This window comes from Bacterioplanes sanyensis, assembly GCF_002237535.1.
GTDB lineage: Bacteria > Pseudomonadota > Gammaproteobacteria > Pseudomonadales > Oceanobacteraceae > Bacterioplanes > Bacterioplanes sanyensis_A.
Map to the genome: position 1 here is coordinate 3,465,494 of NZ_CP022530.1, position 25,256 is coordinate 3,490,749.

General features: G+C 54.2%; 28 protein-coding genes. 13 read left to right on the forward strand and 15 right to left on the reverse strand.

What is annotated here, in order from left to right:
* The first annotated feature begins 10 nt into the window (after positions 1-10).
* Positions 11-151, forward strand: a complete 141-nt coding sequence (locus CHH28_RS19950; RefSeq protein WP_157729951.1) for a hypothetical protein — start codon at positions 11-13, stop codon at positions 149-151.
* Positions 152-165: 14 nt separating this feature from the next.
* Here the strand turns inward: CHH28_RS19950 and CHH28_RS15885 are convergent, their stop codons facing one another.
* The 3 genes from CHH28_RS15885 to CHH28_RS15895 all read right to left on the reverse strand — a co-directional run bounded on the left by CHH28_RS15885 (position 166) and on the right by CHH28_RS15895 (position 3,114).
* A complete protein-coding gene (locus CHH28_RS15885; RefSeq protein ID WP_094061238.1) occupies positions 166-981 on the reverse strand; it encodes an alpha/beta fold hydrolase in 816 nt (271 codons plus the stop codon).
* Between the two features lie 379 nt (positions 982-1,360).
* A complete protein-coding gene (locus tag CHH28_RS15890; protein ID WP_094061239.1) occupies positions 1,361-2,116 on the reverse strand; it encodes a substrate-binding periplasmic protein in 756 nt (251 codons plus the stop codon).
* 434 nt (positions 2,117-2,550) lie between these two features.
* The gene (locus CHH28_RS15895) at positions 2,551-3,114 is read right to left on the reverse strand and encodes a DUF3833 domain-containing protein (protein ID WP_094061240.1); all 564 of its coding nucleotides are present in this window, start codon (positions 3,112-3,114) and stop codon (positions 2,551-2,553) included.
* A gap of 70 nt (positions 3,115-3,184) precedes the next feature.
* Here CHH28_RS15895 and CHH28_RS15900 point away from each other — a divergent pair, with 70 nt between their 5' ends.
* A complete protein-coding gene (locus CHH28_RS15900) occupies positions 3,185-3,814 on the forward strand; it encodes a class I SAM-dependent methyltransferase (protein WP_094061241.1) in 630 nt (209 codons plus the stop codon).
* A gap of 57 nt (positions 3,815-3,871) precedes the next feature.
* Here the strand turns inward: CHH28_RS15900 and CHH28_RS15905 are convergent, their stop codons facing one another.
* Both CHH28_RS15905 and CHH28_RS15910 read right to left on the reverse strand, forming a co-directional pair.
* Positions 3,872-5,062, reverse strand: coding sequence for a permease (locus CHH28_RS15905; RefSeq protein ID WP_094061242.1), 1,191 nt, complete (start codon positions 5,060-5,062; stop codon positions 3,872-3,874).
* Entirely contained in the window at positions 5,059-5,505 is a 447-nt protein-coding gene (locus CHH28_RS15910; protein WP_094061243.1) for a MerR family transcriptional regulator, read from the reverse strand. The genes CHH28_RS15905 and CHH28_RS15910 overlap by 4 nt, the downstream gene beginning before the upstream one ends.
* 183 nt (positions 5,506-5,688) lie before the next feature.
* On the opposite strand from CHH28_RS15910, the gene CHH28_RS15915 reads away from it, so the two are divergent.
* Positions 5,689-7,272, forward strand: a complete 1,584-nt coding sequence (locus tag CHH28_RS15915; protein WP_094061244.1) for a diguanylate cyclase domain-containing protein — start codon at positions 5,689-5,691, stop codon at positions 7,270-7,272.
* Here CHH28_RS15915 and purT read toward each other — a convergent pair.
* From purT to CHH28_RS15935, 4 genes are read right to left on the reverse strand one after another with little or no spacing between them, the layout of a single operon-like run.
* Positions 7,235-8,473 (reverse strand): formate-dependent phosphoribosylglycinamide formyltransferase, encoded by a 1,239-nt coding sequence (gene purT, locus CHH28_RS15920; RefSeq protein WP_094061245.1) that lies wholly within the window; start codon positions 8,471-8,473, stop codon positions 7,235-7,237. The two genes, CHH28_RS15915 and purT, sit on opposite strands and share 38 nt — an antisense overlap.
* On the reverse strand, positions 8,470-8,691 hold the full coding sequence (locus CHH28_RS15925) for a DUF1289 domain-containing protein (RefSeq protein WP_094061246.1): 222 nt from the start codon (positions 8,689-8,691) through the stop codon (positions 8,470-8,472). The genes purT and CHH28_RS15925 overlap by 4 nt, the downstream gene beginning before the upstream one ends.
* Positions 8,688-9,212: a gamma carbonic anhydrase family protein gene (locus tag CHH28_RS15930; RefSeq protein ID WP_094061247.1), complete on the reverse strand. Its 525-nt coding sequence runs from the start codon at positions 9,210-9,212 to the stop codon at positions 8,688-8,690. The genes CHH28_RS15925 and CHH28_RS15930 overlap by 4 nt, the downstream gene beginning before the upstream one ends.
* A gap of 15 nt (positions 9,213-9,227) precedes the next feature.
* A complete protein-coding gene (locus tag CHH28_RS15935) occupies positions 9,228-9,800 on the reverse strand; it encodes a CoA pyrophosphatase (RefSeq protein ID WP_094061248.1) in 573 nt (190 codons plus the stop codon).
* A gap of 159 nt (positions 9,801-9,959) precedes the next feature.
* On the opposite strand from CHH28_RS15935, the gene CHH28_RS15940 reads away from it, so the two are divergent.
* Both CHH28_RS15940 and CHH28_RS15945 read left to right on the forward strand, forming a co-directional pair.
* On the forward strand, positions 9,960-10,340 hold the full coding sequence (locus CHH28_RS15940; protein ID WP_157729952.1) for a DUF3135 domain-containing protein: 381 nt from the start codon (positions 9,960-9,962) through the stop codon (positions 10,338-10,340).
* Between the two features lie 218 nt (positions 10,341-10,558).
* A complete protein-coding gene (locus CHH28_RS15945) occupies positions 10,559-11,113 on the forward strand; it encodes an NUDIX hydrolase (protein ID WP_094061250.1) in 555 nt (184 codons plus the stop codon).
* On the opposite strand, the gene CHH28_RS15950 is transcribed toward CHH28_RS15945, so the two are convergent.
* A complete protein-coding gene (locus tag CHH28_RS15950) occupies positions 11,103-11,411 on the reverse strand; it encodes an NGG1p interacting factor NIF3 (RefSeq protein WP_094061251.1) in 309 nt (102 codons plus the stop codon). The genes CHH28_RS15945 and CHH28_RS15950 overlap by 11 nt on opposite strands.
* Before the next feature lie 138 nt (positions 11,412-11,549).
* On the opposite strand from CHH28_RS15950, the gene CHH28_RS15955 reads away from it, so the two are divergent.
* On the forward strand, positions 11,550-13,160 hold the full coding sequence (locus tag CHH28_RS15955; protein ID WP_094061252.1) for a methyl-accepting chemotaxis protein: 1,611 nt from the start codon (positions 11,550-11,552) through the stop codon (positions 13,158-13,160).
* A gap of 9 nt (positions 13,161-13,169) precedes the next feature.
* On the opposite strand, the gene CHH28_RS19955 is transcribed toward CHH28_RS15955, so the two are convergent.
* Together CHH28_RS19955 and CHH28_RS15960 are read right to left on the reverse strand one after the other, a co-directional pair.
* Entirely contained in the window at positions 13,170-13,433 is a 264-nt protein-coding gene (locus CHH28_RS19955; protein ID WP_157729953.1) for a YkgJ family cysteine cluster protein, read from the reverse strand.
* A 36-nt stretch (positions 13,434-13,469) separates the two neighbouring features.
* Positions 13,470-13,835: a hypothetical protein gene (locus tag CHH28_RS15960; RefSeq protein WP_094061253.1), complete on the reverse strand. Its 366-nt coding sequence runs from the start codon at positions 13,833-13,835 to the stop codon at positions 13,470-13,472.
* Positions 13,836-13,971: 136 nt separating this feature from the next.
* Between CHH28_RS15960 and CHH28_RS15965 the strand changes: the two genes are divergently transcribed.
* Genes CHH28_RS15965 through CHH28_RS15975 form a run of 3 tightly spaced genes read left to right on the forward strand, consistent with a single transcriptional unit; the run spans position 13,972 to position 15,327 of the window.
* On the forward strand, positions 13,972-14,475 hold the full coding sequence (locus CHH28_RS15965) for a hypothetical protein (protein ID WP_094061254.1): 504 nt from the start codon (positions 13,972-13,974) through the stop codon (positions 14,473-14,475).
* Positions 14,476-14,524: 49 nt separating this feature from the next.
* Positions 14,525-14,677, forward strand: a complete 153-nt coding sequence (locus tag CHH28_RS15970) for a cell developmental protein SirA (protein WP_094061255.1) — start codon at positions 14,525-14,527, stop codon at positions 14,675-14,677.
* Positions 14,674-15,327 carry a pseudouridine synthase gene (locus CHH28_RS15975; protein ID WP_199243926.1) on the forward strand — a complete coding sequence of 218 codons (654 nt, stop codon included), beginning with the start codon at positions 14,674-14,676 and terminating at the stop codon, positions 15,325-15,327. The genes CHH28_RS15970 and CHH28_RS15975 overlap by 4 nt, the downstream gene beginning before the upstream one ends.
* A gap of 18 nt (positions 15,328-15,345) precedes the next feature.
* On the opposite strand, the gene CHH28_RS15980 is transcribed toward CHH28_RS15975, so the two are convergent.
* Positions 15,346-15,582, reverse strand: coding sequence for a GrxA family glutaredoxin (locus tag CHH28_RS15980; RefSeq protein ID WP_094061256.1), 237 nt, complete (start codon positions 15,580-15,582; stop codon positions 15,346-15,348).
* Between the two features lie 176 nt (positions 15,583-15,758).
* Here CHH28_RS15980 and CHH28_RS15985 point away from each other — a divergent pair, with 176 nt between their 5' ends.
* The 4 genes from CHH28_RS15985 to CHH28_RS16000 all read left to right on the forward strand — a co-directional run bounded on the left by CHH28_RS15985 (position 15,759) and on the right by CHH28_RS16000 (position 22,800).
* Complete coding sequence (locus tag CHH28_RS15985) at positions 15,759-16,772, forward strand: efflux RND transporter periplasmic adaptor subunit (RefSeq protein ID WP_094061257.1); 1,014 nt, start codon at positions 15,759-15,761, stop codon at positions 16,770-16,772.
* Positions 16,769-19,987 carry an efflux RND transporter permease subunit gene (locus tag CHH28_RS15990; RefSeq protein ID WP_094061258.1) on the forward strand — a complete coding sequence of 1,073 codons (3,219 nt, stop codon included), beginning with the start codon at positions 16,769-16,771 and terminating at the stop codon, positions 19,985-19,987. The genes CHH28_RS15985 and CHH28_RS15990 overlap by 4 nt, the downstream gene beginning before the upstream one ends.
* A 113-nt stretch (positions 19,988-20,100) precedes the next feature.
* Positions 20,101-21,708 carry an ATP-binding protein gene (locus tag CHH28_RS15995; protein WP_094061259.1) on the forward strand — a complete coding sequence of 536 codons (1,608 nt, stop codon included), beginning with the start codon at positions 20,101-20,103 and terminating at the stop codon, positions 21,706-21,708.
* Positions 21,709-22,017: 309 nt separating this feature from the next.
* Positions 22,018-22,800: a DODA-type extradiol aromatic ring-opening family dioxygenase gene (locus CHH28_RS16000; protein ID WP_199243927.1), complete on the forward strand. Its 783-nt coding sequence runs from the start codon at positions 22,018-22,020 to the stop codon at positions 22,798-22,800.
* Positions 22,801-22,831: 31 nt separating this feature from the next.
* Here CHH28_RS16000 and CHH28_RS16005 read toward each other — a convergent pair whose 3' ends face one another.
* Positions 22,832-23,902 carry a 3-deoxy-7-phosphoheptulonate synthase gene (locus CHH28_RS16005; protein WP_233243635.1) on the reverse strand — a complete coding sequence of 357 codons (1,071 nt, stop codon included), beginning with the start codon at positions 23,900-23,902 and terminating at the stop codon, positions 22,832-22,834.
* 388 nt (positions 23,903-24,290) lie between these two features.
* Positions 24,291-25,196 carry a DMT family transporter gene (locus CHH28_RS16010; RefSeq protein WP_094061261.1) on the reverse strand — a complete coding sequence of 302 codons (906 nt, stop codon included), beginning with the start codon at positions 25,194-25,196 and terminating at the stop codon, positions 24,291-24,293.
* Between the last annotated feature and the right edge of the window lie 60 nt (positions 25,197-25,256).

Sequence of the window (25,256 nt, forward strand, 5' to 3'; positions counted from 1 at the left end):
GTGTTAACGCATGCCGCTACTGGCTCTGGGTACCTTGTCTCTTCGCCAGCGTCTTACCAGTATCCGTTTAACGGCAAGCCATGAGCATTTATTATTGGCAGCCACCAAAGTTGTAAATACAGTCGATTGGTTGCAACTCGGCTACTCCTAGCACCTTCAACGCTATCATCCAACAAATTCCATAATTGCCTGGCATAGCTGCTCGGGTCTTTCTTCGATCACCAGATGCCCCGCTCCGTCAATAATTTTCAGCTTAGAGCCAGGAATCATGGCTTGGAGTGTTTCGCCGCGCTCAACCGGAATCCAACTATCCTCGCGCCCCCATAAGATCAAGGTTGGTACTGTAATGGTCGAATAGTTTGGCTCAACCTCGTCGGTATAGTTGGAATCCGCCTGTGACATTTGCCGATAAAACGCGATCTTGCCCTGTTCGCCGCTCCAAGGCGCGATAATGCCTTGTAACGTTTCGTCGTCCAGAGGTTCTACGGCCGCGGTTTGCACATAGGCTTGCACCACTGCCTGGTGAATATAATCGGGCAGCCCTGCAAAGGCCTCTTGGTATTGATGGACATGGCGAAAAAATGCCGACCCCCAGGGGGATAAGGCAACCGGGTCAATCAATATCATTTTGCTAAACGCACGCTGATTTAAAAGGTGGGTGCGCAGCACCGTCGCGCCGCCAAAGTCATGGCCAAGTATGATCGGATTCTCTAACCCCCAATGACTTAACAGGCTATCCAGCACCTGATTCTGCACCCCGAGGGAGACATCGCCTGTTGTCGTGCAAGATTGCCCATACCCCAGCAAATCGTAAAAATACACCGAATAGTGGTTGGCTAAGCGGTGAATTAAATGGCGCAAATTAAATGACGACCAAGGCGTGCCGTGAACCACGACTAACGGTGGCCCGTCGCCCAATTTACCGTAACGAACGCATCGCCCGTCAAAGTCATAACGGTGGGGAAGCTGCCAGTGATTCATTGCTTACCTTCCTTAGTTTTCCGCAGATCAAAGTGTGGGGGATGAAGTTTGCGCAGCATATCAACAACGAGGCTCAACTTAATAGCCGGTCATCATTGCAACACTGTTATGCACGGGCAATTTGATGTAAGCATTCAATACTTCGACTCAAAGGCAACTTAGAATAAATCTGCACAGCGATGAACGAGTGCAGTAGCCATTCAGAACAAGGCGGCGATGACGGGCATCGCTGACGACGTTATGAGGGCATAACGCCCGCACCCTTCCGGGAGGGCCAGCAATACGACTGGCTGGCTATGGAGATGCCCACTGCATCTTTATCGACGTTCACGTCCGATAGAATGAAACCGTAGGCCAACGTCGTAAAAGCCATTGTTGATTAACGGTACTTCTTGAGGATCTTTTCCATGGTGCCATCGGCATGGATGTCCTTGATGGCCTTATTTATTGCTGGCAGCAGAGATCGGTGTGGTGACTTTTGGGAGATTGCAAAATAGATGGGAATTCGACTCCCAGGAGAATAAGGTGCCTGTACCAGCGTTCCTTTAAATCCCTGGTTCATAATTTCATAGGCCCCAGTGGTCTGATGGCTGACGAAGGTGTCTATCCGTCCCAAACTCAGCAGCTTAATCATCAGTTTTTCACTATGAAACACGGTTTTATTAAGGTTATTGTCGATATCGAATCGATCAAAATAGTGCGCTTCGCTTACCACGCCAATCTGTAAGTTATAAAGATCCTCATAGCGAAGCAGGCGCTCTTCTTCGCCTCTCCGTACAAAAAATGCTGTGGATACCTCGGCATAAGGGAAGTGCGCATAATCCATATATTTAGCACGCTTAGGAGTCAGTGCGATTCCTGACATCAAGTCCAATCGCCCAAGTTCCATCTCCAGCAAGCAGCGCTCAAAAGGGCAGGTATCAATGGTGAAGTCAAAACCGACGCGTTTACTGATTTCATTGGCAAGGTCGACATCAATGCCACGATAAGGTCTCTCGGCATCAAAACTGAACGGAGGCCAGTTATACAAACCCATGCGCAGCTCCGCCGCATCAAGGAACTGGGAAAAACCACTGCAGACAGTGACAAGCATCGCCACCGTAGCTTGCAGGATTACAGAGCATGGTTTCAACATTGCGGCCACCACACACAAGGCTAACCTAGCCCTGTTATCTCGAGTTTAAAGTTCAACGGACCGAAAGCGTACGTCAAGGGTGTCACAGCATCTCAGAATAAGAGCGGCTGCGAGCTCACGGTCAGACGTCTTCGGAAAAGTGTAGTTGATTGACATGACCCAAATTCCCCCGAGACTCTTTATGACAGAAATGTAACTCGTGCCTTAAGAAGTAGAAGATGGCCAAAGAGGTCTGTTATTTGGTAGGTTCAAACAAGAAGTGGTACATCGGGTCATCCATCACCTCAACAACGCTCTCAAAGAGCCAGCGCTAGCTTGTGCCTAAACCAGAGCAAAGCCATGGCTTAGACGGTCTCAATAGCGCCGTCCTTTGCTAAGGCCGCTATTGAAACCACTTATTGAGTCACTAAATGCCAGCGCCGGCATGGCCTGAGTCACTCCTCAATACACTCATGCCCGTCATCCACCTTGCGCATTACTAGCAACACTTGGCCGACATCAATGCCCCATTTGCTCATGGTGGTTTCATTCACCACCACGCCGTCGGCGACTTTAAACATCCAGTCGTCCATGGTGAGATCAATGGTGTCGCCCGACTCGCCGTAGCGCAGCATATAGTTCATATGAATGGCGTTACCGGCAAAGTTCATCACGGTGGGCTCTGGCACATCGTTGGCCTTGGCACGGTAAGCGCGCTGCCCCTCCGCATTGGTCATTGGGGTTAAGGTCCAGATGCGGGTTTCGCGGCCATCGTCAAACTGGAAAATCTCATCCAAGGTGCCAACGCCCTGCTCGTCCCAGGTAGCAATGATGCTGGCGTTAAATTGGCGAATCTGCTCGCCTTTCCAATCACGAACCACGCCGTCGGCGCATAATTTGCCATCAAAGAATTCACGCGGGTCCAGTTTGGGTTGGCGCTCGGCATAGTCGTGCACCGATACCGATGAGCAGGCTGAGAGCAGTAACGGTGCGGTCAGGGCAAGCATCCAATTACGCATGGGGCGTCCTCTTAAGTTTGTATGACAGTCAAGGTACACTGCCAAGACCATTCATTACTACTTTGGTTCCATGCCTCAACTTGAAGCCTTACCCGCTCACGTTAAAAAAGCGTATGGCATCTACTTGCTCAGCGCGCAGCACCGTCATATCAAACAACTAAAAACGGTGGCACAGCCCAGTGTGCACGGCCATAAAACCTGGGAGTCGAGCTTTTTAATCATGGACTATTTGCGTGAACGCCCAATACCAAAGCGCCGCTCGCTGCTGGAATTGGGGTGTGGCTGGGGGCCTGCCAGTATTTACTGCGCTCGCCAATTTAATGCCAAGGTCACTGGGGTGGATATTGATGAGGCGGTATTTCCGTATTTGGACGTTATGGCCAGCTACAACGACGTCGGTATTCACCATTGGAAATCAGCCTTCAACGATATCAAGGTAAAAGACCTGCGCGACTTTGAGGTATTGGTCGGGGCTGATATTTGTTTCTGGGACAGCCTGACCGACGAGTTATTTCGGCTAATCAAACGCGCTAAACGCGGCGGCGTTCAACGCATTGTGCTGGCCGACCCAGGGCGGCCGACCTTTGAGGCTCTGATTGCCCGCTGCCAGCGCACTTGGCCCGAGGCCACCACTCACGAAGTTTGGTATGCCACCGAGCCCAAGCGCACCACCGGCCATATCTTGGATATACGCTTTTAACTATCAAAAGAACCTCTGCCCGCACCTGCGAATAGGCCAGTGCGGGTGCAGCATTGTTCAGAGGTGCCCTAGATTCAGCAAATACCCAATCAGCAGTACCTGCGGCACGGTCACCAAAGGCAGAAAGAGAGCAATCTTCCAACTGCGAGTGGTGTCTTTTAATGACATGATTTCTGTGTAATCCGTCGCCGCACCCGCCATTAAAAAGGTAAAGGCATTGCCCGGTGCTCCAGCCCGGTTTACTAAGTCCGCCGCTATGGGGCTGCTGCCCTCAGAACACACTTCCAAGATGGTGGTCACCAACAAGGTCATAAATAAGCCGCCCACCGTCGCACCAAACCAGGTGCTAAACACTTCTGGCGGCACAAAGGCACGCACCAGAGCAATCAATACAATGCCAAATACGATCCAGCGCAGGACCATACGCGAGTCTTTTAAGCCTTCCCAAAACAGCCCTGCCACAGCTTTTGGCCGCCAGTCATAACCACCCCAGCTGTTTTTCAGCGTCGACCAAAATGGCAGCACTTGAAACTCGACTTGATTGGGGTTGGCCGGTAATACTTGGCGATCGACCAAGCGATCAAAAATCCAACCACTGATAAGCGCAATGACCATCGAACCGGCAATAAAGGTCAACGTCAATGGCAAACCAATCAGACCAATCAAAATCAGCGTTAATGTCAGCGAGTTCCACGGGCTGGCAATCAAAAACGCCATTACCTGACCAATACTGGCACCGCGCTCATACAGTTTCATCGCAATCATTAAAATGCCGTGATTGCATAAATCCAGCAGCAAACCGGCAGCCGTCGCGCGGACTAATCCTCGCTTACTGCCGCCGCGGCCCAGTACCGACATCACCAGTTCGCGCGGCACACGACTTAATAAACCAACAAAAAACGCCGCCATTAAAATGCCCCACCACATGGCATTGACCATTTCAAAGCTGGTATGAAACATGGTGGCCAGCCAAGCAGGCATTCCTTCGTGGCCGAAGGCCAAATAGCCACCGTAACCCGCAACCACGAACGGCAGGCAGGTCCACATAATCCAATCGATGCGTGCCTTTTTTTCACTATCACAGCATCCGCCGTCGTCTGCAGGCACCGCTGTGCTGGGGCAGCAGCCTGAAGCGGTATTCTCACTGGCTGCTGAGTCACAGCTAGCTTGTGACTTTGCTTTGCCGCTGCAGCTAGGCGCGCTGGCAACCGATTGTTTAGTGCCGCAGCAGCTGGATGAACTCGTCATGACCCTATCTCCTGTGATGCATTCGCCGCGTCTGTGTGCAGCTCCTCGTGCGGGCCTTCAATTAAATGGCAAATATGGTAGCCGCATGGGTGACAGTCGGGCTGATGTTGCCATTGCTCCACCGCCGCTTCCATGCGCTCGACCAGTTGCTGCATGGCGGCCAGGCGGCTGCGCGCTTCAGACAAACGCGGCTCGATCAATTGCCGCACCGTCGGGCATGGCGACTCCCCGTGTTCCGCCAGCGCCATGATTTGGCCAATGTCATGGAGGGTAAACCCCAGCTGCCGCGCCTGCATGATGAAACTCAGTCGCCTGGCGTCGGTGTCGCTGAACTGGTGATAACCATTGCTGCCTTTTTGCGGCACTAGCAAACCAATGCGCACGTAATGGCGAATGGTATCGGCTTTAACACCGCTGAGCGTTGCTAACTGTTGAACCTTCATAACGGCTCCTTACGAACAGAACCATGACAGCTTAAACCTGCGAGCTACTCACAGGTCAACCCTGGATTCTCAGCATTTCCGAACAATGTCCGACCGCCATATGGCCACCTCGAACTCAGATCAAACCTACCCTGAGCGGCAGTGGCTACAATATAGGCAAGGTGACTTAGGGCCCATGTCGGAATGATCACAATCCGCAAGATGTCGCTGTTGGCGACACTGCTGTATTTGGTACTGCTGTTCTTCGGCCTGCTGGCCGTGCGGGCATGGTGGTTCTATCCGCAAGAGCTGGAGATCGTCCGCACGCATCAACACCATGAAATTGCCGGCATTGCCCGCCAACTGGAGCAACAAGCCAATCACCTACTGGCATTCGCCACCGACTACGCCGAATGGGACGATACCTACGACTTTCTTGGCCGCAACGACGGCTTGAATCCTTCAGTGCCGTACATGCGCACCAACTTTGTCGCCGACACCTTTTTAAACCTCAATGTTCAGCACGCCATATTGGCGACGGCAAGCGGTGAACTGCGCATATCACTGCGACATTTCATCAGTTCGGGCAATCTGCAGCGTTCGCTGCCGTCACTGGAGCAGTGGCTAACGCAACAAATCCGTGGCCAAAACTATCAATTTATTGCTCAGCCGGCGAGCTATCAGCACATTGATGGCCACAACTATTTGCTCGCCGTGGCCCCCGTCTCTCGCTCCGACGGCAGCGGCGATACCCGCGGCTATCTGTTGCTAGCGCGCACCATTGCAGATACCTACTGGGGCACCCTCAGCCACAGCGACCACATTCGTATTCAGGCCAATGCCAATCCGCCAACCAGCTGCGCGCCGATTTATGAACACATTCGCGCCGCGCGAACCATCCATCAGCGCTGCCTGCAAGATGCCACAGGGCGCGCGTCAATCATGCTGACCTTTAACCATGCCCAGTCGCTGCCGCCGTTATTAAAACCGGCGGTGTTTGCCTCGTTTATTGTCATTGCTATTTTGCCAAGCGTGCTGTTTTACGTGTTTCTAAAAGCCATTATTAACCCCATTGTTCATGCCACGCAGCACCTGCGCGACAATCGCAGCAAGGGGGAGTTTTCGCCCATTCGCTTTAGCGACCCGTTTCATATTCGCGAGCTGATCGAATTAAAAAATTCATACAATGCTGTAGTGAAAGAGATTAATCGGCAAAAGAACCAATTGCTGGAAATGTCCAATACCGACCGCCTCACCGGCATTCATAATCGTCGCAGTTTCGAAGAGGCGCTGGTCAACACTTGGCAACGGTTGCACCGCCACTCAGATGGCATGGCGCTGGTGCTGTGTGATATCGACTTTTTTAAGCGCTTTAATGACCACTACGGCCATATTGCCGGTGACGAAGCACTGCGCTTGGTAGCATTGGCGCTGGCCAGCTGTGTGCGACGCGCAGATGAGTTAGCCGCGCGCTATGGCGGCGAGGAATTTATTTTAATCACTTACTTGCGCCATCAGGACGATTTGGAGCAGCTGCGCAAACGACTGCAACAGGCCATTGCCAACTTGCACATTGACCACGGCTTTTCCGACACCAGCGACAAACTCACGGTGTCGGCGGGCATCGCCTGGATTCCTAACCCCGGCAGCTGGCTGCAATCACACAGTGCAACGGACTGGGTGCAAGCCGCCGATCATGCGCTTTACAAAGCGAAAAATAGCGGCCGCAACCAGTCGGTGGTGCATTTACTCAGCAGTCCGGAAGATTGGAATTTTCCACCGATATAGCCGCAATGACGGCAGCGGCTTTTTCTCGCGCCTGCGCGACGTCCTTGCCCTTGGCCAAAGCAACACCCATGCGCCGTTGGCCACGAATCTCTGGCTTGGCAAACAAGCGCAAGTCGGTATCGGGCTGCGCCAAGGCGGCGCGCAAACCTGCAAATGCCATGCAATCCGTATCGCCATTGGGCAGCAGGACCGCCGAGGCACTCGCCGCCAGCAGCTCAATGCGCGGGATGGGCAGGCCCAGAATGGCTCTGGCGTGTAAGGCAAACTCAGATAAATTCTGCGAGATTAAAGTCACCATGCCGGTGTCATGCGGGCGCGGTGATACTTCACTGAAAATCACCTCATCGCCTTTGATAAACAGCTCTACGCCAAACACCCCCAAACCACCGAGCGCCTCGGTCACTTTGGATGCCACGTTTTGTGCTTGCTGCAACGCCGTGGCAGACATGGCTTGAGGCTGCCAGGATTCCTGATAATCGCCACCTTCCTGGCGATGGCCGATGGGCGCACAGAACTGCGTTTCCACCGCGCCGTGCGCATCGATACTGCGAACCGTCAGCAAGGTGATTTCAAAATCGAAGTCGACAAAACCTTCTACGATGATTCGGCCACCACCGGCCCGCCCGCCCTCTTGTGCGTACTGCCAAGCTGCGGCCAACTCAGCGCTGCTGCGCACCAGACTTTGGCCTTTGCCCGACGAGCTCATCACCGGCTTAATCACGCAAGGAAAACCAATGGCATCGACCGCCGCCTGGCACTCGGCCCAATCGCTGGCAAAACGATACGCCGAGGTCGGCAATTGCAACTGCTCGGCCGCCAAACGGCGAATGCCTTCACGATTCATGGTGAGCTGTGTGGCCCGTGCGGTCGGCACCACGCAGTGACCCGCCTGCTCCAGTGCGACCAGTTCATCGGTGGCGATGGCTTCAATTTCCGGCACGATCAGCGCCGGCTGCTCTTGCTCCACAATGGCACGCAAGGCTGCACCATCCAGCATATCGATGACGTGGCTACGATCGGCGACTTGCATGGCCGGTGCATTGGCATAGCGGTCAACGGCAATCACTTCACAGCCCAAGCGTTTCAGCTCGATCACTACCTCGCGGCCCAATTCACCGGCGCCACACAGCATGACGCGAGTGGCGGTGTTGGAAAACGGCGTACCAATGCGCGGCGCATCAGCAAACGGAGACTGAGTCATGACGGTTCCTTATTAGTGGTCGGGTTGGCGGTCAGCGTGGCGGTAAAATTAAATGAGCGTCGCTCACGCTCGGCAACGCGCTCCAGCACCTGGCGCTTTTCATCATCGTTGTAGCGCCCCCAGTAAGTAATCTCTGTTGCGGTGCGATAGCAGCCCAAACACATGTCTTGCTCATCCAGTGCGCAAATACTGACGCAAGGCGAAGATATACGGCTCATAATTCAATCACGGTTAATTGCTGGCGATAACGTTTGGCATTGGCAACATAGTGGGCGGCACTGGCCTCCAGTAGTTGCTTTTGCGGATCACTGAGCGAGCGCTTAATCTGCGCAGGTGCCCCAACCACCAACGAGCCGTCGGGAATCACCATACCTTCTGGCACCAGCGCGTGGGCGCCAATGATGCAATGGCGGCCAATCTGCGCCTTGTTCAACACCACCGCGTGAATGCCAATCAACGAAAAATCGCCCACCTGACAGCCGTGCAACATGGCTTGATGCCCCACCGTTACCCCTTGCCCCAGAGTCAGTGGAATTCCGGCGTCAGTGTGCAACACAGCGCCATCTTGAACATTGCTGGCTTCGCCTACGGTGATCTGGTCATTATCACCGCGCAGCACAGCACCAAACCACACGCTGCTACGGTCCTGCAGATCCACACTACCAATGACCTTGGCGTCATCGGCAACAAACACATCGCCACCAACCTGTGGGCGGCGCTCACCTAACTGATAAAACATACGAATTTTCCTCGCTCAGCCAATGCGATAGTCAATCTGGCAATCCCAGTAGTGATTCATAAACTCGGTGATCATCATCGCAGTCAGCCCCCAGATGTGGAACGACTCATAGTCGTAACTGGGAATGCGCACACGACCGCGCTCAAAATAACGGCTGGGGGGTTGGCGAAACAGTTGCAGGGGCGGCAGAAATACCGCATCCAACTCACCGGGATTGGGGGTGTAGTGCAAATCCGGTGGAATCACCGCCAGTACGGGCGTTACTAGGTAACCAAAACGTGAAACCACTTGGCTCAGCTCACCGATGACATTCACCTGATCGGCGGGCAACGCCACTTCTTCGTGTGCTTCTCGCAGTGCGGTCGCCACCAGATCGATGTCTTCTGGGTCTTGTTTGCCACCGGGAAACGCCACTTCACCGCTGTGCGACGACAGTTGGCTGGAGCGTTGCGTCAGCAATAGGCGGGGATTTGCCTCATCAGTTACCGCCACCAGCACAGCGGCGGGAGCCAGTTCAGTCTGGTGGACCGTGCGTCGTGCTTGCTGTTGCCAGCGTTGTTGCAAATAGGGCGTGAGCGCTGCATTCATAGGCGCCAGTGTACTGACTTTCCTCAGAGCTCACCAGCAATGGTGATGCCGGACTTTAGCGACACAGGGACAAAAGACAGCCAGCAAGCCGGTGGTGGCTCGTGCCGAGCTAATACATTTTTCGTACTCTTATCCCATATTCATTGAACGGACATGAACATGACCATAGCCAGCCCAACCCCACCCGGTGAGCTGACTGAATTGCCCGACCCGGATGAGCTGCACCGCTTGGCAGAGCAGCAACCCGAAGCATTGGAAGCTCTGCGTCAACACATGGTTCAGCAGCTTATAGATCAATCGCCACAGCGCCTGAAACCAAGGCTTCAGGGCCTTCAATTTCGTATCGATATGGAGCGTGAACGCTGTAAAACACCGATGGCTGCCTGTTTAAAGCTGTCCAGTATGATGCACGATCAACTGGCCGACTTGCACGACAGTTTGCTCGGGCGCTATGAGCCGGCGCAAGAAAGCAAAGCCAGCGTGACCTGCTTACAAAGCCGCAAACCGGCGCTGGCCGTGGCAGAAGCCCTAGAAGAATAAGCCAGCTCTGTATCGAGCCAAGCATCCCCTGGTACCGCGACGTCACTGCGGCTTCATACCGCCGCACATTTGGGTGCGCATCAGTCATGGCATCACACCAATAAGCTGCGGGCGGCGCCCGTAGTAGCCATGGTTGTTGCCATGAATGAATTCCTGCCGCTACTATCGACGTTTGCATCCCAGCCATGGATGGGATTCGACGTTATTGGAGTTGCGGTATGAAGTATTGCAGTGACTGCGCTGCCCCCATCAGCAAGGCCATTCCCGATGGCGACAACCGTGAGCGCTTCGTCTGCTCGCAATGCGATACGGTGTTCTACCAGAATCCCAAAATTGTCGCGGGCACCATTCCCGTGTGGCAAGGCAAGGTGCTGCTGTGCCGGCGAGCGATAGAACCCCGCCGTGGCTATTGGACCCTGCCTGCCGGATTTATGGAAAACGGCGAGAGTACGGAACAGGCCGCCATTCGAGAAACCTGGGAAGAGGCCTGCGCTGAAGTGAGCTTAGGGCCACTGTTCAGCATGATTACGGTGCCGCACATTGATCAGGTGCACCTCTTCTTTTTGGCGCAAATGACCGACGGGCGCTTCAGCGCCGGCGAAGAAAGTTTGGAAGTCGCGCTCTTCGAACCGCAAGAAATACCTTGGCAACAGCTGGCATTTCCGACTGTTGGCCAAACACTTGAGCGCTACTTCGCTGGCAACGAGCACTCATCATCGGATTCGGCCACCCACGTGTTCGATATTTTGCCGCGCCAAGCACTCAAGTTATAACCGGCCAGGCCTCATAAGCAGGCTCTTCGTAAGGATGGGCACTTTTTAGCGCCGCCAACGCAGCGTTCAGCAAATCGTCTGGGCACAGCATTTCCACCCGCAGCTCTATCACCTGCTCGAGAGCACCGACCTCGCCAATGGCCGGATTGGCGCCGTTGAGCGGGCGAAACTGCCCTTGTCCCAGAGTTTGCCAGCAACATTCGGCGTAATTGCCCAGCTTGCCAGCACCGACAGCAAACACCGCTTGCTTCACTTCCTCAGCATCGTCTTGCGGCACGTAGAACACTAACTTATGCATTATTGCTCCTAAAATTGATTCAACTTATCACTTTCTGTGCCGATAGCACTTAGACTGGCTCATTCCACCGATGGCTGCTTCTGCATGATATGAGTCGGTGTTCTAAGCTCTAACCAGCATCAGGAGTGGACGTTCAGCATGGCCCGCCAGGCACTCTCTATACAAGGCAAAGTGTATCTCGCCCTTAGCATTATTTTCTTATTAGTGCTGGTCGTAGTCGTCAACATCGCCATAGACGCAGAACGCGAACTCAGCCGCGACATGGTGCATAGCCAACTCAAAGATCGCGCCTCCAATTATCTCGACACCATGAACTTGTTAATGGTGTCCGGCGCCATGGGCAACCGCGAAATGGTGCGCAAAAAAATGCTCTCCGATGAAAACATCACCGAAGCGCGCATGTTGCGTAATGAGCGAGTGGATAAGCTTTATGGCAAGGGCTATCCGCACGAATACGCTCAAGATGAGCTCGATCGAAGAGCGCTGGCTGGTGAGGAAATTTATTACCAAAAAGACGATGACAACGGCCACACCATTACCTTCGTCACCCCCGTCATTGCAGAAGAAGATTATCGCGGCACGAATTGTTTGGCCTGTCATCAGGCCGAGCAAGGTGATGTATTGGGCGCCATTCGCATTACCTACAACATGGATGAACTCGACGCGGTTATTCAACGCAATATGCTCACTATGAGCTTGGCGCAAGCGTTATTGTTTGTGGTTGCACTGGTGCTGTTATCGCTGCTGTTGCGGCGCGTCATCATCAGCCCGGTGAAGCAAATGCACAGCACGCTGGAAAATATGGAGCGCGAATCCGACCTGACTCACCGCGTGGAAATACACAGCCAAGATGAAATTGGCTTGGCTGGCTTAGCGCTCAACAAAATGATTAGCCGCTTTTCCGAATCCTTGAACGAAGTCGTCAAAGCCGCAACCGAATTGGAGTCGTCGGCGGACAGAATTGATAAATCTTCGCGCCAGTCGTTGGACGCGGTCGATCTGCAACGCCAGGAAACCGACCAGGTACACACCCTGATTGAGCGTTTGCACGAGTCCATTCATGGCGTGCAGTACAACGCCGAGCGCAGCGCTGAAGCCTCGCAAAGTGCCATCGAAATCGCGCATTCTGGCGTGGCCAAAACCGACCAAGCGTCGGCCACCATCGAGCAAATGAACGTCGCCATCTCTACTACCGCCACCGTGGTGTCGTCGCTGGATGAACGCAGCGTCAATGTCGGCAACGTACTGAGTGTGATCAAAGGCATTGCCGAGCAAACCAATTTGCTGGCATTAAATGCCGCCATTGAAGCCGCCCGAGCGGGAGAAAGCGGCCGCGGCTTTGCTGTAGTGGCCGATGAAGTGCGCACCCTGTCGCAGCGTACGCATGAATCTGCCCAGGAAATTGAAGACATGATCGTACAATTGCAGGACGAAGCTCGCAAAGCCGTCAGCGCCACCACCGAAGCACAAAGCACATCAGAAAGCGGCATGCAGCAAGTACGCGAAGCCGCCTCAGCGTTGCACAGCATGGTCAAACACGTGGACGAAATGGCGCGTTTAAATCAGGAAACTTTAGAGCGTATGTCGGAGCAAATTACCGTCGGCAAAGAAGTGGCTACCAGCATTGAAACCATTTCCGAACACTCAGTGAACACCACTCAAAGCGCCAGTCATACCACAGACATTGCCGGTCGTTTGGTTGATGTGGCGAACTATCTCGCTACGCTGGTGAAGCGTTTCAAACTGTAAGGCAGGCCTTTATTCGAGTAACGAGCTGGTGATCTGTTCCAGCTCGATTAACGTGGCTAACGCTTGCTGTTTGTTGGTGCCGCATATCGCCGCTTCGGCCTGAAAGCCCAAACACGTCGCTGGCCGCGACGGGTCACCAAATAAACGACACAACCCGGCGTCATCCAACTGCACACAGGGCACTCCGGCGGGCTTACCAGCAGGCATACCGGGAATCGGTTCAGAAATTGAAGGGGCGATGCAGCAAGCCGCACAGCCTAAGCGGCATTCCATCGAGACTCCGGTGGTAACATGGTGTCGGTTCCAAAACTAATAGCGATATTTCTGCAGCTGACGACGCTTATGCAAGCGCATCTGCTCCAGCAGCGTCAGATTATACTTCAGCGCGTAGGCGCGGTAATTCTGCAATAAGGTTTTGTCTTCTTCGATATTGTCGAACGTTTTCCAACGACGATTGAGCGCGCGAATGGGGTACTGCTGCTCTAACTCGTTGCGCTGCGCTGGCGTTAACCCAGGCGTGATCAACTCATCTTGCAGCTGAATACCGACGAACTCGATATTGCCATCGGCAACGGCTTGTTTTGCATCCAGCACCGGATAGGCCAACTGCGACGGATCATCCAGTGCCACCGCCGTCATCGGCAGCAGCCAGCACAGCCACCAGAATAAACGCATCTCTGCTCTCCTAATTCCATTAGCAACGTCACTATAGTACGGCCTGCTGTGCAAACCGTCTGTTGCAGTTTGTTCACTTGCACCGCTGCAAGGGCTGGGATAGCCTCTGCAACCATTATTTTCAGGAAGCCAGACTATGAATGCCGCGCGCTACTTTGCCGTGTTGTTGCTGCTGTCACTGACGGCAACAGCCGAACCGACCAACTTTCGCGTCGGTGCTGGCATTTGGCAATTGTCGATTGATCCCGGCGCGCCATCCCATGACGATACTGGCTATGCCCTGTTGGCCGAGTTTCCGCAGTCAGAACACGCCGGCTCACGTTTTCTCGTTTATGGCATGAACGGCCAACAAGATTATTTAGTGCGCGGCGTCGAGACGCAGCTGTTCTGGGGCTGGGGGCTGGCGAGCCCAGGCTTTCGGCTCTACACCGGCCCGGCCTGGCACTGGCAAAAGTCCCGCGCCCAGAACAGCTCGCATATCACCCACAACGGCTGGGGCTGGCATATCGGCACCGGCTGGCAATGGCGTGCAATCACCCTGGATCTGACCGCCAGCTACCGCATCCCGGATGACTACGACCAAGACGGCCAGTCCGTCGACGTCACCACCAGCGCGCTGTTGTTGAGCTATCGCTTTTAATCACTTCGCGGCACCCTATTCAATCACTACATACCCATGAGGAAACAGGATGACCACGCCAGTCGCGGTTCAGTACATGTCTCGCTCTGAAATCGAACGCCTGATGTACAGCTTGAGCGCTGACCCCAACAACGCCGAAGCACAACTGTTCGAAGCCATGGTCAAACGCCTGCTGGAGTTAATGGAGCAACAAGCCAGTTGATACTCGGTGATATTGCGGTTTTACATACCGCAGACGATTGGCTGGCCATCGTCAAACCGGCGGGTGCCAGCATGCACAACGAAGACGGCGAAGGTTTCATCGCCGCCCTTTCCCAACACTGGCAACAGCCGCTGTGGCCCCTGCACCGACTGGATAAAGTGACCTCGGGCATCTTGTTGCTGGGCACCAGTGCTGATGCAGCACGCCGTTTTGGTCATCTGTTTGAGCAGCATCAGATCGAAAAATATTATTTGGCGCAAAGCCAGCACAAACCAAAGAAGAAACAGGGCTGGATCAAGGGCGACATGGTGAAAGCTCGCAATGGCAGCTGGAAGCTGAGCCGCAGCCTGGACAATCCTGCCGTCACGCGTTTTATCAGCCACTACGACGCAGAGCAGCAGCGACGTCTGTTTTTGCTGCAGCCTCACACCGGGCGTACGCATCAGTTACGGGTAGCGATGAAAAGCTTGGCAGCGCCAATAGACGGAGACCAGCGTTATGGCGGCGACGTGGCTGAGCGCACTTTCTTACACGCCATGGCCATGCGCTTTGTGGATCGTGGTGAAGAGGTGTGTCTGTTTAATAAACCAGAAGGCAACCACTGGGGCCACCTTCCACCAGCTTGGCAAGCGCCTTGGCAGTGCTTTTGACACTGCCAAGTGCAGGGGTTAATTGGCGTCCAACAACGCTGCCAGTTCGGTGTAGCCGCCAACGTATTGGGTACCGTTAAAGATTTGCGGTACTGTCTCGACCGGCTTACCCACGGTTTTTTCCAAATCGGCCTTGCTGATCCCTTCGACGTTGATATCGACGTACTTGTAAGGGATTTCTTTGATGTCACACAGTTCTTTAGCTCGGCGGCAGTAGCCACAGCCGTCACGGCCGAAAATCGTCATTGGTCCCATGGTGCATCCTCACTGAATCGGTTAGCTGTTTGTTGGTCGATGGCTATAGTTTGATTCAAATGCGCCTGTTCACTCAATCGAAAATATTTATCGCTTCGATAGCAGGCTGACAAACAGCCAAAGCCAAAGTACTATATTCCCAAATAGTTATCTAGAGTTACTCAGCAGGAGTGATTATGTTGCAAAGCCGTTTTCGCTGCGTCTCACTGGCAGCCTTGTGGTTAGTGGCGCTGCACGCATCCGCGGATGTCGCCACCGCTCAGGTTGTGACCCTAGAGCGCAATACCTGGATCGACGCGCGCATTGAGGCGGTAAACGAAAGCACGCTTTCGGCGCAAACCGCAGGCGCTGTTAAACAGCTCTTTGTCGATGTTAACGATCGCGTCCAAGCCGGCGAGCTATTGCTTACCCTCGACGCTACCGAGCAGCGCGCAGGCGTACTGCAAGCTGAGGCCAATGTCGCCAAGGCCATGGCCCAGCAAGAAGACGCTCGTGTGTTACTGCAGCGCCACCGCCAACTATTGCAACAAGGCACGTTATCGCAAGGAGAGTTCGACAGTACAACCGCCGCGGCCAAAAGTGCCGAAGCCGCCGTGGCGGCTGCCAAAGCCGGGCTGATCGTGGCACAGCAACAGCTCAGCTACACCGAGATCAAAGCCCCCTACGCTGGCATTGTTAAACAGCGCCACGTTGATATTGGCGAGTGGGTATCACCCGGCCAGGCACTGATTTCGGGCTTTGCCAGCACACCAATGCGCGCCGTGGCGGATGTGCCTCAGTATCTGGCACAGCAGCTGTCCTCCGTCAGCATCGCCTCCCAACAAGGCCTGATTGCCACCAATCAGGTGACGCTGTTCCCCTATGCGGATCCGCAACACCACAGTGTTCGCTTGCGTGCTCGGTTACCAGAAACACTGTCACTGATGCCAGGCAGCTGGGCCAAGCTGGCAATCAACAGCGGTCAGCGCCAGGCGTTATTAGTACCGCAATCAGCAGTGTTGGCACGAGGGGAAATACGCTCGCTGTATGTGCAGGATGGACACGGTGCGATGCTGCGTCAGGTGCGTTTGGGCGGCGTGCAGACCATTGAACAACAGCCCTGGGTCGAAGTGGTGTCCGGTCTGAGTGAAGGTGAGCGCTATTATCTGGACGCTCATCAGCAGATGGCTAAACAGGGAGAGCAGCCATGAAACTTGGCCTGTCAGGGCGAATTGCGGCCAGCTTTCAGCAGTCTGCCATCACCCCGCTGCTGGCTCTCATTGGCTTGTTATTGGGCGCCTTTGCATTGCTGGTGACTCCGAAAGAAGAAGAGCCGCAGATCGATGTGACCTTCGCCAATGTGTTTGTGGGTTTTCCAGGCGCCAGCGTTAAGGAAGTTGAGCAGCTGGTGGCGATGCCCGCCGAGCAAGTGTTGTCCGAGTTGCCCGGCGTGGACGATATCTTTTCCATCAGCCAGCCTGGGCAAGCGGTATTAACCGTCGCCTTTGATGTTGGCGTGCCACGCCAGCAAGCCATTGTCGATCTCTACAATCAGGTGCATTCCCATCGCGACTGGTTCCCGCCCAATTTGGGTGTGCAAACTCCGGTAGTAAAGCCGATGGGCATCGACGATGTGCCAATCATGAGCCTGACCTTGTGGTCCGATGATATGAGCGTCAGCGGCGAGCAGCTGACCCAAGTGGCACACACGTTAGAACATGAACTGAAGCGCATTGCAGGCACCCGCGACATTTACACCATCGGCGCTCAGGCCAGCCTGATCGAAGTGGCTCTCGACCCGGTAAAAATGAACGGCCACGGCCTGGCGTTTGAGCAGGTACAACAAGCGCTGCAGTCGGCCAACGTCGGCGGCCAGCTGCAACACTTAGTGCAGAACAACCGAGTTCTGACCGTGCAAGCCGGTGATTTTTTGCAATCCACTGACGATGTCGGCGCACTCATTGTCGGCAAAACCCATAACGGCCTGGTGTTTTTGCGCGATGTCGCCAGCATCAGCCAGGGCGCTGTCGAGCCTGCGCAACAAGTGCAGTTTCGCCGCAGCGACAGCGCTGCTCAACCGGCCGTTACTCTGGTGATCGCCAAGCAGCCGGGCACTAACGCCATCGATATTACCCGCTCGGTGCGCCAACGCTTGCAGCAATTGCAAGGCACCGTCATCCCAGATGCGATTCAGGTCGAAGTTACACGAGACTATGGTCAAACCGCCAAAGCCAAGTCAGATCAACTGATCGCCAAGTTGTTATTTGCCACCGCGGCGGTGGTGATTCTGGTGCTGGCCACCATGAGCTGGCGCGAAGCCGTTATTGTCGGCGGTGCCATTGTCATTACCTTGGCCATTACCTTATTTGCCTCCTGGGGCTGGGGGTTTACCCTGAACCGGGTGTCATTGTTCGCACTGATTTTTTCCATCGGCATTTTGGTCGACGACGCCATCGTGGTGGTGGAAAACATTCACCGGCATATGCACTTGGGCGGTCAGCGCTTGCTGGAGATTATTCCTGCGGCGGTGGACGAAGTCGGCGGTCCCACCATTCTCGCCACCTTTACCGTTATCGCCGCACTGATGCCCATGGCGTTTGTTACGGGCTTGATGGGCCCTTACATGAGCCCGATCCCGATCAACGCCTCGACCGGCATGCTGATCTCACTGATCGTTGCCTTTGTGATCACGCCCTGGCTGTCATTTTTGTTGTTTCGACGTCAGTTTGAGCGCCAGTTCACGCACCACAGCCAAGCCCAGTCAGAATCGCCATTCAGCAGCTCGACAAACACAACCCACGACAACGCTCACTCGCAGGAAATGAGTGGGCGCATGTACGCTTTTTTTGACCGTATTCTGCGTCCGTTCATCAACAGCAGACACCAGCGACGGACGCTGTTTGCCGTCATTGCACTGGCTGTATTGGCAGCACTGGCGCTGCCCGCAACGCAACTGGTGGTGATGAAAATGCTGCCGTTTGACAACAAATCTGAATTTCAGGTGGTGGTGGACATGCCTGAAGGCACACCGATGGAGCAAACCCTGAGAGTGCTGCAAGCCTTGAGTGATGAGCTGCTCACCGTAGAGGAAGTGCAAGACGTACAACTTTACGCGGGCACCGCCGCTCCGATTAACTTTAACGGCTTAGTACGCCAATATTATTTGCGCAGTCTGCCGCATCAGGGCGATATTCAAGTGAATCTGGTCGACAAGTCGCTGCGTCAGCGCCAAAGTCACGACATCGCCCTAGCCGTTCGACCGGCGTTGCAGCGCATAGCCACGCCATTGAACGCCAACGTAAAAATCGTCGAAGTTCCGCCCGGCCCACCGGTGATGGCTCCCATCGTCGCCGAAGTGTACGGCAGCCATTACCCACAACAGATCAGCGACGCCAAGCGCCTGCGGCAGGTATTGGAAAATACCCACGGAGTGGTAGATGTGGACGATTGGATTGAACACGAGCAACCCAAGCTACGCATTGCCATCGACCGCCAACGCGCGGCGCAACTTGGCATCGCCCAAAGCACGCTGACCGAAGCTATAAATACTGCTTTGGGCGGCCTGGATGTCAGCTACTTACGCACCGCCGAGGGCAAATACCCCATGCCCATTCGCTTGTCGTTCAGCGCTGCAAATCGTACCCATCTCGACGCCTTGCTGGCGATGAAAGTCATGTCTGAACACGGCCAACTGGTGGCACTGGGTGATCTAGTGACGCTGCATGACGAGATGATGGAGCAACACATCTATCGCAAAAATCTGCAGCCCGTGGTGTTTGTGACCGCCGATATGGCCGGCCAGCTCGACAGTCCTTTGTACGGTTTATTTGATGCCGCCAGCCAGTTGGTCGATCTCGGCCTAGCGTGGCCGCAATACTATATCCAGCAACCCGCTTTGCCGCTGGGTACGGCGATCAAATGGGATGGGGAGTGGCAGATCACCTATGAGACCTTTCGCGATATGGGCATCGCCTATGGCATTGGCATGGTGTTGATCTACTTGTTGGTGGTGGCGCAGTTTCGCTCCTACATCGTGCCTTTGATCATTATGGCACCGATTCCTCTGACCCTGATTGGCGTTATGCCGGGCCACGCTTTGCTCGGCGCTCAGTTCACCGCCACGTCGATGATTGGCATGATTGCGTTGGCCGGAATCATAGTGCGCAATTCCATTTTACTGGTGGACTTTATTGACCAAAAGCAGGCCGAAGGCATGGCGCTGGACAATGCCATTGTGACCGCCAGCGCCGTGCGTGCGCGCCCCATTGCTCTGACGGCGGTTGCCGCCATGATCGGCGCTTTTTTCATTCTCGACGACCCGATTTTCAGCGGCTTAGCCATTTCCTTGGTGTTCGGTATTCTGGTCGCCACGGCATTGACTCTGGTGGTCATTCCGTTGCTGTATTACGCTGCTAAACAAAGTTGATCGCGGCTTGAGCGGTCATCGAGCAGCGGCGTGTGGGCGGAGCGATTCGCCCAGCGCGATACCCTGTGTCGTCTACACTATCGTCATACCTTTTTCTTGGAGCGTCGCACGTCATGGCTGATACCGCCTCCGATAGCAACTCATCGGTGTTTTACGGCGTTCGCCGGCAATCTCTGGTATGGCGCATCATCCTGTACTTCGCCTCCGCCTCGCTGGCATTGGCCGTTTCCGTCGGTGCTGCCATCGCCTTCTGGAACTATCAGCAACAGCTGCAGACCTTTGAGCAGCGCATGAATGACATTCGCTCAAGCTACCTAGAATCCCTCGGGTTTAGCTTGTGGTTTTACGACGAAGTGCAAATCCGCACACAGGTACAAGGCATAGAGAACCTGGATGCCATCGCTTACGTGCGCGTGACCGACAATTTAAATCTGAATATCGAACGCGGCACCCGCCCTCATCGCGATCATATTTATGAAATGGACATCGAGTTCAATGGCCGCCAACTGGGGAAACTGGAGGTCGCTTTCGACCGCGACGCGGTGTTGGACGCCGCCTTTCAAACCGCGGTGTCGAGCATCATTGCGCAATTGATCAGCATGATGTTGTTGGCCAGTTTGCTCGGCACAGTCGTGCATCGATTAATCAACCGCCGGGTGCGCTCCATGGCGGAAGAAGTGAACGACCGCCTGCTGTCCGAAACCTACGAGCCCCTGTCCATTCGCCAAAGCCTAGCCGGCGATGAAATAGATATTCTAATTGAGGCGTTTAACTCCCTCAGTGCGCAAATGAACAACGAGTTGCAGCAGCGCACCTTAGCGCAGCAGCAGCTGAAAACCGTCAATGCTGAATTGGAAGATCGTGTCGCTGAGCGTACGTTAAATCTGCAGCGCACCGTTGATGAGCTGAATCATACGCTATCCGAACTGCATAATACTCAAAGCAAATTGATCGAGGCAGAGAAGCTGTCTTCACTGGGCGGCATGGTGGCTGGCATCGCTCACGAGATCAATACCCCGCTGGGGCTGTGCATTACCATTCACTCCTACATCAGCGACAACTACAAGCTGTTGTGTGAGCGTTTTGACAGCGGTCAGATGCGCAAACAGGACTTTGTCGAATTTAATCAAATGATGGACGAAAGTCTGAACATTTTGGATAAAAACCTGCAACGTGCGGCCCACCTAATTAAAAGCTTTAAACAAGTGTCAGAAGACCAAACCGGCGAGCACATTCGCGACTTTATTTTGCGCGATTATTTGAAAGAAGTGATGGAAACCTTATCGCCGAAGCTCAAACAAACCCAGCACAGCATCAATATCGATTGTTCCCCAACACTGCGCTTGCAGACCCTACCGGGCGCCATTTCGCAAGTGATTACCAACCTAGTAATGAACTCATTGCTGCACGGTTTTGAAAATCGTAACGACGGCCATATAGAAATCATCTGTGCAGAAGAGCGCGGCAATGTGGTGCTGCGCTATCGCGACGACGGCATTGGCTTATCGGATGAAGCCAAGCAAAAAATCTTCGATCCTTTTTACACCACCAAACGGGGCCACGGCGGCACCGGCTTGGGCATGCATTTGGTGTATAACATCGTGAATCAACGCCTGCAGGGTGAAATCACTTTGGAAGAGACCGAGCAAGGCACCGCCTTTCGTTTGGTGATGCCGAAAAAGATTGTGGTGCCAGAGGAGTCGATGGACGAAGATGCGTGAGGTGTTAAATTGGCTTAGAGGCCCCTCACAGCATTGCCACTCAGGCAAATATTATCAGTTGCTCACACGCTCTTATTAAGCCTCAGTTATATTTTCCCTCGCATCTGTAACATCCAATGCTTTGGCATCCAGTGCTTTGACAGCCCCATCGCCTGCAGCCATGCGGGTTGTGCACAACGCCACAATGGTTGTGCAACACACAGCTAACTGATTTCTCGCCATTGGCTCACACTCGTTTTGTATTGCCCTGCATTTGCAGCCAGTCTATCCAATCACGTGTGAGTGCCTAGGGCTCACTAAGGAGCCATAATGCATCATTCTGTACTCTATGTTTCCCACGGCGGCGGCCCGTTACCGCTATTAAATGACCCGGCCCACCGGGAAATGAGCACGACGTTGCAGCAGATTAAAACGCTGCTGCCCTTACCCGATGCCATCGTCGTAATCAGTGCCCACTGGGAAAGTGACAGCGTCGCCATCACTGCAGCCGCACAGCCGACACTCTTATATGATTATCATGGTTTTGACGAAGCAGCGTACCAGCTTCGCTACCCATGCCCTGGGCATCCTGAGCTGGCCAACATCATCGCACAGGCACTGCAGCAGGCTGGTATCAAACCGCGCTTAGAGAAGCAGCGTGGATTAGATCACGGAGTCTTTGTGCCGCTCATCATGCTATATCCCGAAGCAAGGGTTCCCGTTGTTCAAGTATCTCTACACACTCAGCTGGCAGCGGATTTTCATATTCGACTGGGCCAAGCCATGCGCGACTTGCCGGACAAGTTGCTATTTATCGGCTCGGGTTTTTCTTTTCATAATATGCGTGCGTTTTTCCACAGTACGCTAGCGGATGATAAAAACATCGAGTTCGAGCGCTGGTTGCAGCATATGATGACCAGCAAGGACATGAGCGAAGCACAGCGCCGACAGCATCTGCTGGACTGGCAGCAGGCTCCGCACGCGCGCTATTGTCACCCACGTGAAGAGCATTTGCTGCCGTTACATGTTTGTTACGGACTGACCGAAAGGCCCTGCCAGCACGCTTTTCAAGCCAATATTTTGCACAAACAAGCCAGCTATTTTTTATGGTGATGACCCCGAGTGCTTGTTTCCTCACAGAACATCAAGGCGCCAGCACTTGATAAACTGCCTGCAACAGCGCCTCGGTTTGCTCCCAGCTGATGCAAGGGTCGGTAATGGATTGGCCGTAAGCGAGTGGCTCGATGTTGTCCTGCCGCCCTTCCAGTAAGAAGCTCTCCAACATAATGCCCAAAATAGTGCCCGGGTTGCGTCTATGTTGATGCGCCACATCGACAGCAATGGCGTGCTGGCGCCGGTGTTGCTTATTGGCATTTGCATGGCTGCAATCCACCAGTACCCGCGTACGACAGTCGCTACGCTGCAGTTGCTCCACCGCCTGCGCCACCGACTGTTCATCGTAATTGGTGAGGCCGTGACCACCGCGCAAGACTAAGTGCGTATCGGCATTGCCAGGCGTGTCCAGCATGGCAATTTGGCCATTGCCGTCCATGCCTAGCGTATGGTGCGAATGTCGTGCAGCCACCATGGCATTGATGGCATTGCTTGCCGAGCCATCGGTGCTGTTTTTAATGCCAACAGGCATGGATAAATGGCTGACCATTTCGCGATGAGTCTGGGACTCCGTCGTCCGTGCACCAATGGCGGTCCAGCTGATGAGGTCATCTAGGTATTGCATCACCAGCGGGTTCAGCGCCTCGGTAGCCAGCGGCAGCCCCAAGCGCGCCAGTTGCAGCAGTAACAAACGTGAGCGCGCAATGCCTTTGGCCATGTCGCCTTTTCCCTGAAGGTCCGGGTCATAGGCCATGCCTTTCCAGCCCACTTGCGTGCGCGGTTTTTCGACATAAGCGCGCATAACCAGCAGCAGTTTGTCTTGGTAGGCTTGCTGTAACTGCTGCAGGCGCTGGCCATAATCCAGCGCCGCTTGCGGGTCGTGCAACGAGCATGGCCCGGTAATGACCAATAGGCGTGAATCCTCACCTGCAATGCACGCGCGAATATCGTTGCGCTGTTGTTCTATTTGTTGGCGCAGTTGAAAGTCTATCGGCAACTGGCGCTTGAGTTCCTTGGGCGTGCTGATAGGGCTGCTATTAAGCGCACGCTTGTCGTTGTGTGGTGCGCGGCCAAGTTGGGCTGAATTAAGTTGAGTTGACACTGTGTTCTCCATGGCGATCAGAATGATGATTGGGCTGAAATGCAAAAAGTCACTAGCGATAAAATCGCCAGCTCAATCCAAACCGTTGCCATCTGCGCATCGGATCAATCACTCTGTTTCCACGTTGCATAGCACCTCCTCAGATCACTGTTGCAACGGCAAAAAAAAACCCCGACCGGCTGACTGCCAATCGGGGTTTTCCGCGGCAGTCAGGCGTTTCGCCCGGACTGCCGTTGTATTCACAACTTAATGGCGGCCCGGACCCTGGCTAAAATAGCCATATCCAAACCAACCAAAAAACACACACGCACACACACCGACTGCTTGTTTTAGCAGACGCTCGGCTTTACTGATGATGTTCGAATGATGTGTGCTCATGACCGCAGTATCACTGCAAAGGCGATGGACTGCAAGTGTCTGGCGAACTTGCCGTAGTCGGACTCACTTTCGGCGCCAGCGCTGCCTGGGCAATACCCGCAGCAATAATAACGCTGCAGCCTGCCATTTGTAGCCAACTCAACTGTTCGGCAAACAACCACCAGCCAAAAATCACTACCGCCACAGGTTCACTGTAAGCCAGCGTACCAAAGGTGGCCGTTGGCAATCGCTGCAACGCCAGTACGCTCAACACAATGCCTAAAAAGCCAGGCAGCAAACCGGTCGCCACCATCCAACCAATTTTGTCGATCGGCACGACGATGTGAGCCGGCCCTGCCAAAGCCAGCATCACCAAGGCGCCCGCGAGCAATTGCCAAAAAGCCGTTTGCGCAGCGGGCATGGGATCGGGATTGTGGCGATTAACCAGCATAAAACCGGCATAAGCCAACATCGCCAGCGATGCAAAACCAAGGCCTTTGGCATCGGTGGCCGACACCGCCAGATTAAATTCCATCACCATGGCAAACCCGAACAGCGCCAGTCCAATGCAGCCGCTTTGCCAACGATTGATGCGCTCCTGCCAGAACCAGTGGCCCGCAATGGCAGCCACAACCGGCGCCAGATACACCACCAAAATGGCGTTGGCCATGGTGGTGTAATTCATCGCTTCAACGTAAAACACAATAAAGCCTGCCAACAGCCCACCGCCCAACAGGGTTAAAGCATGCGGCCGTTGCCAAGATTTGCGCTGATAAGCCAGCAGCAAGCCAATAAATAACGCGCCCAACCCTAGGCGATAAAAAGTAATGACCGCCGCATCGACCTCAGCATTTCTCGACATAACGCCCATGCTGGCCATAGCAACCGCACCAATGACCGCAAGCCACGCCGGTGGCAGAGTTATAGCGTGCGCCATGTTGTGTTATTTCCTAAATAGTTCATCGGAGCTCCAATATCTGTGTGCAAAGTCGGTCAG

Excerpts from the sequence above, each read along its gene's own strand:
- CHH28_RS19950 (WP_157729951.1), top strand. The coding sequence starts at position 11 with ATGCCGCTACTGGCTCTGGGTACCTTGTCTCTTCGCCAGCGTCTTACC.
- CHH28_RS15885 (WP_094061238.1), bottom strand. The coding sequence starts at position 981 with ATGAATCACTGGCAGCTTCCCCACCGTTATGACTTTGACGGGCGATGC.
- CHH28_RS15890 (WP_094061239.1), bottom strand. The coding sequence starts at position 2,116 with ATGTTGAAACCATGCTCTGTAATCCTGCAAGCTACGGTGGCGATGCTT.
- CHH28_RS15895 (WP_094061240.1), bottom strand. The coding sequence starts at position 3,114 with ATGCGTAATTGGATGCTTGCCCTGACCGCACCGTTACTGCTCTCAGCC.
- CHH28_RS15900 (WP_094061241.1), top strand. The coding sequence starts at position 3,185 with ATGCCTCAACTTGAAGCCTTACCCGCTCACGTTAAAAAAGCGTATGGC.
- CHH28_RS15905 (WP_094061242.1), bottom strand. The coding sequence starts at position 5,062 with ATGACGAGTTCATCCAGCTGCTGCGGCACTAAACAATCGGTTGCCAGC.
- CHH28_RS15910 (WP_094061243.1), bottom strand. The coding sequence starts at position 5,505 with ATGAAGGTTCAACAGTTAGCAACGCTCAGCGGTGTTAAAGCCGATACC.
- CHH28_RS15915 (WP_094061244.1), top strand. The coding sequence starts at position 5,689 with ATGATCACAATCCGCAAGATGTCGCTGTTGGCGACACTGCTGTATTTG.
- purT (WP_094061245.1), bottom strand. The coding sequence starts at position 8,473 with ATGACTCAGTCTCCGTTTGCTGATGCGCCGCGCATTGGTACGCCGTTT.
- CHH28_RS15925 (WP_094061246.1), bottom strand. The coding sequence starts at position 8,691 with ATGAGCCGTATATCTTCGCCTTGCGTCAGTATTTGCGCACTGGATGAG.
- CHH28_RS15930 (WP_094061247.1), bottom strand. The coding sequence starts at position 9,212 with ATGTTTTATCAGTTAGGTGAGCGCCGCCCACAGGTTGGTGGCGATGTG.
- CHH28_RS15935 (WP_094061248.1), bottom strand. The coding sequence starts at position 9,800 with ATGAATGCAGCGCTCACGCCCTATTTGCAACAACGCTGGCAACAGCAA.
- CHH28_RS15940 (WP_157729952.1), top strand. The coding sequence starts at position 9,960 with ATGACCATAGCCAGCCCAACCCCACCCGGTGAGCTGACTGAATTGCCC.
- CHH28_RS15945 (WP_094061250.1), top strand. The coding sequence starts at position 10,559 with ATGAAGTATTGCAGTGACTGCGCTGCCCCCATCAGCAAGGCCATTCCC.
- CHH28_RS15950 (WP_094061251.1), bottom strand. The coding sequence starts at position 11,411 with ATGCATAAGTTAGTGTTCTACGTGCCGCAAGACGATGCTGAGGAAGTG.
- CHH28_RS15955 (WP_094061252.1), top strand. The coding sequence starts at position 11,550 with ATGGCCCGCCAGGCACTCTCTATACAAGGCAAAGTGTATCTCGCCCTT.
- CHH28_RS19955 (WP_157729953.1), bottom strand. The coding sequence starts at position 13,433 with ATGGAATGCCGCTTAGGCTGTGCGGCTTGCTGCATCGCCCCTTCAATT.
- CHH28_RS15960 (WP_094061253.1), bottom strand. The coding sequence starts at position 13,835 with ATGCGTTTATTCTGGTGGCTGTGCTGGCTGCTGCCGATGACGGCGGTG.
- CHH28_RS15965 (WP_094061254.1), top strand. The coding sequence starts at position 13,972 with ATGAATGCCGCGCGCTACTTTGCCGTGTTGTTGCTGCTGTCACTGACG.
- CHH28_RS15970 (WP_094061255.1), top strand. The coding sequence starts at position 14,525 with ATGACCACGCCAGTCGCGGTTCAGTACATGTCTCGCTCTGAAATCGAA.
- CHH28_RS15980 (WP_094061256.1), bottom strand. The coding sequence starts at position 15,582 with ATGGGACCAATGACGATTTTCGGCCGTGACGGCTGTGGCTACTGCCGC.
- CHH28_RS15985 (WP_094061257.1), top strand. The coding sequence starts at position 15,759 with ATGTTGCAAAGCCGTTTTCGCTGCGTCTCACTGGCAGCCTTGTGGTTA.
- CHH28_RS15990 (WP_094061258.1), top strand. The coding sequence starts at position 16,769 with ATGAAACTTGGCCTGTCAGGGCGAATTGCGGCCAGCTTTCAGCAGTCT.
- CHH28_RS15995 (WP_094061259.1), top strand. The coding sequence starts at position 20,101 with ATGGCTGATACCGCCTCCGATAGCAACTCATCGGTGTTTTACGGCGTT.
- CHH28_RS16000 (WP_199243927.1), top strand. The coding sequence starts at position 22,018 with ATGCATCATTCTGTACTCTATGTTTCCCACGGCGGCGGCCCGTTACCG.
- CHH28_RS16010 (WP_094061261.1), bottom strand. The coding sequence starts at position 25,196 with ATGGCGCACGCTATAACTCTGCCACCGGCGTGGCTTGCGGTCATTGGT.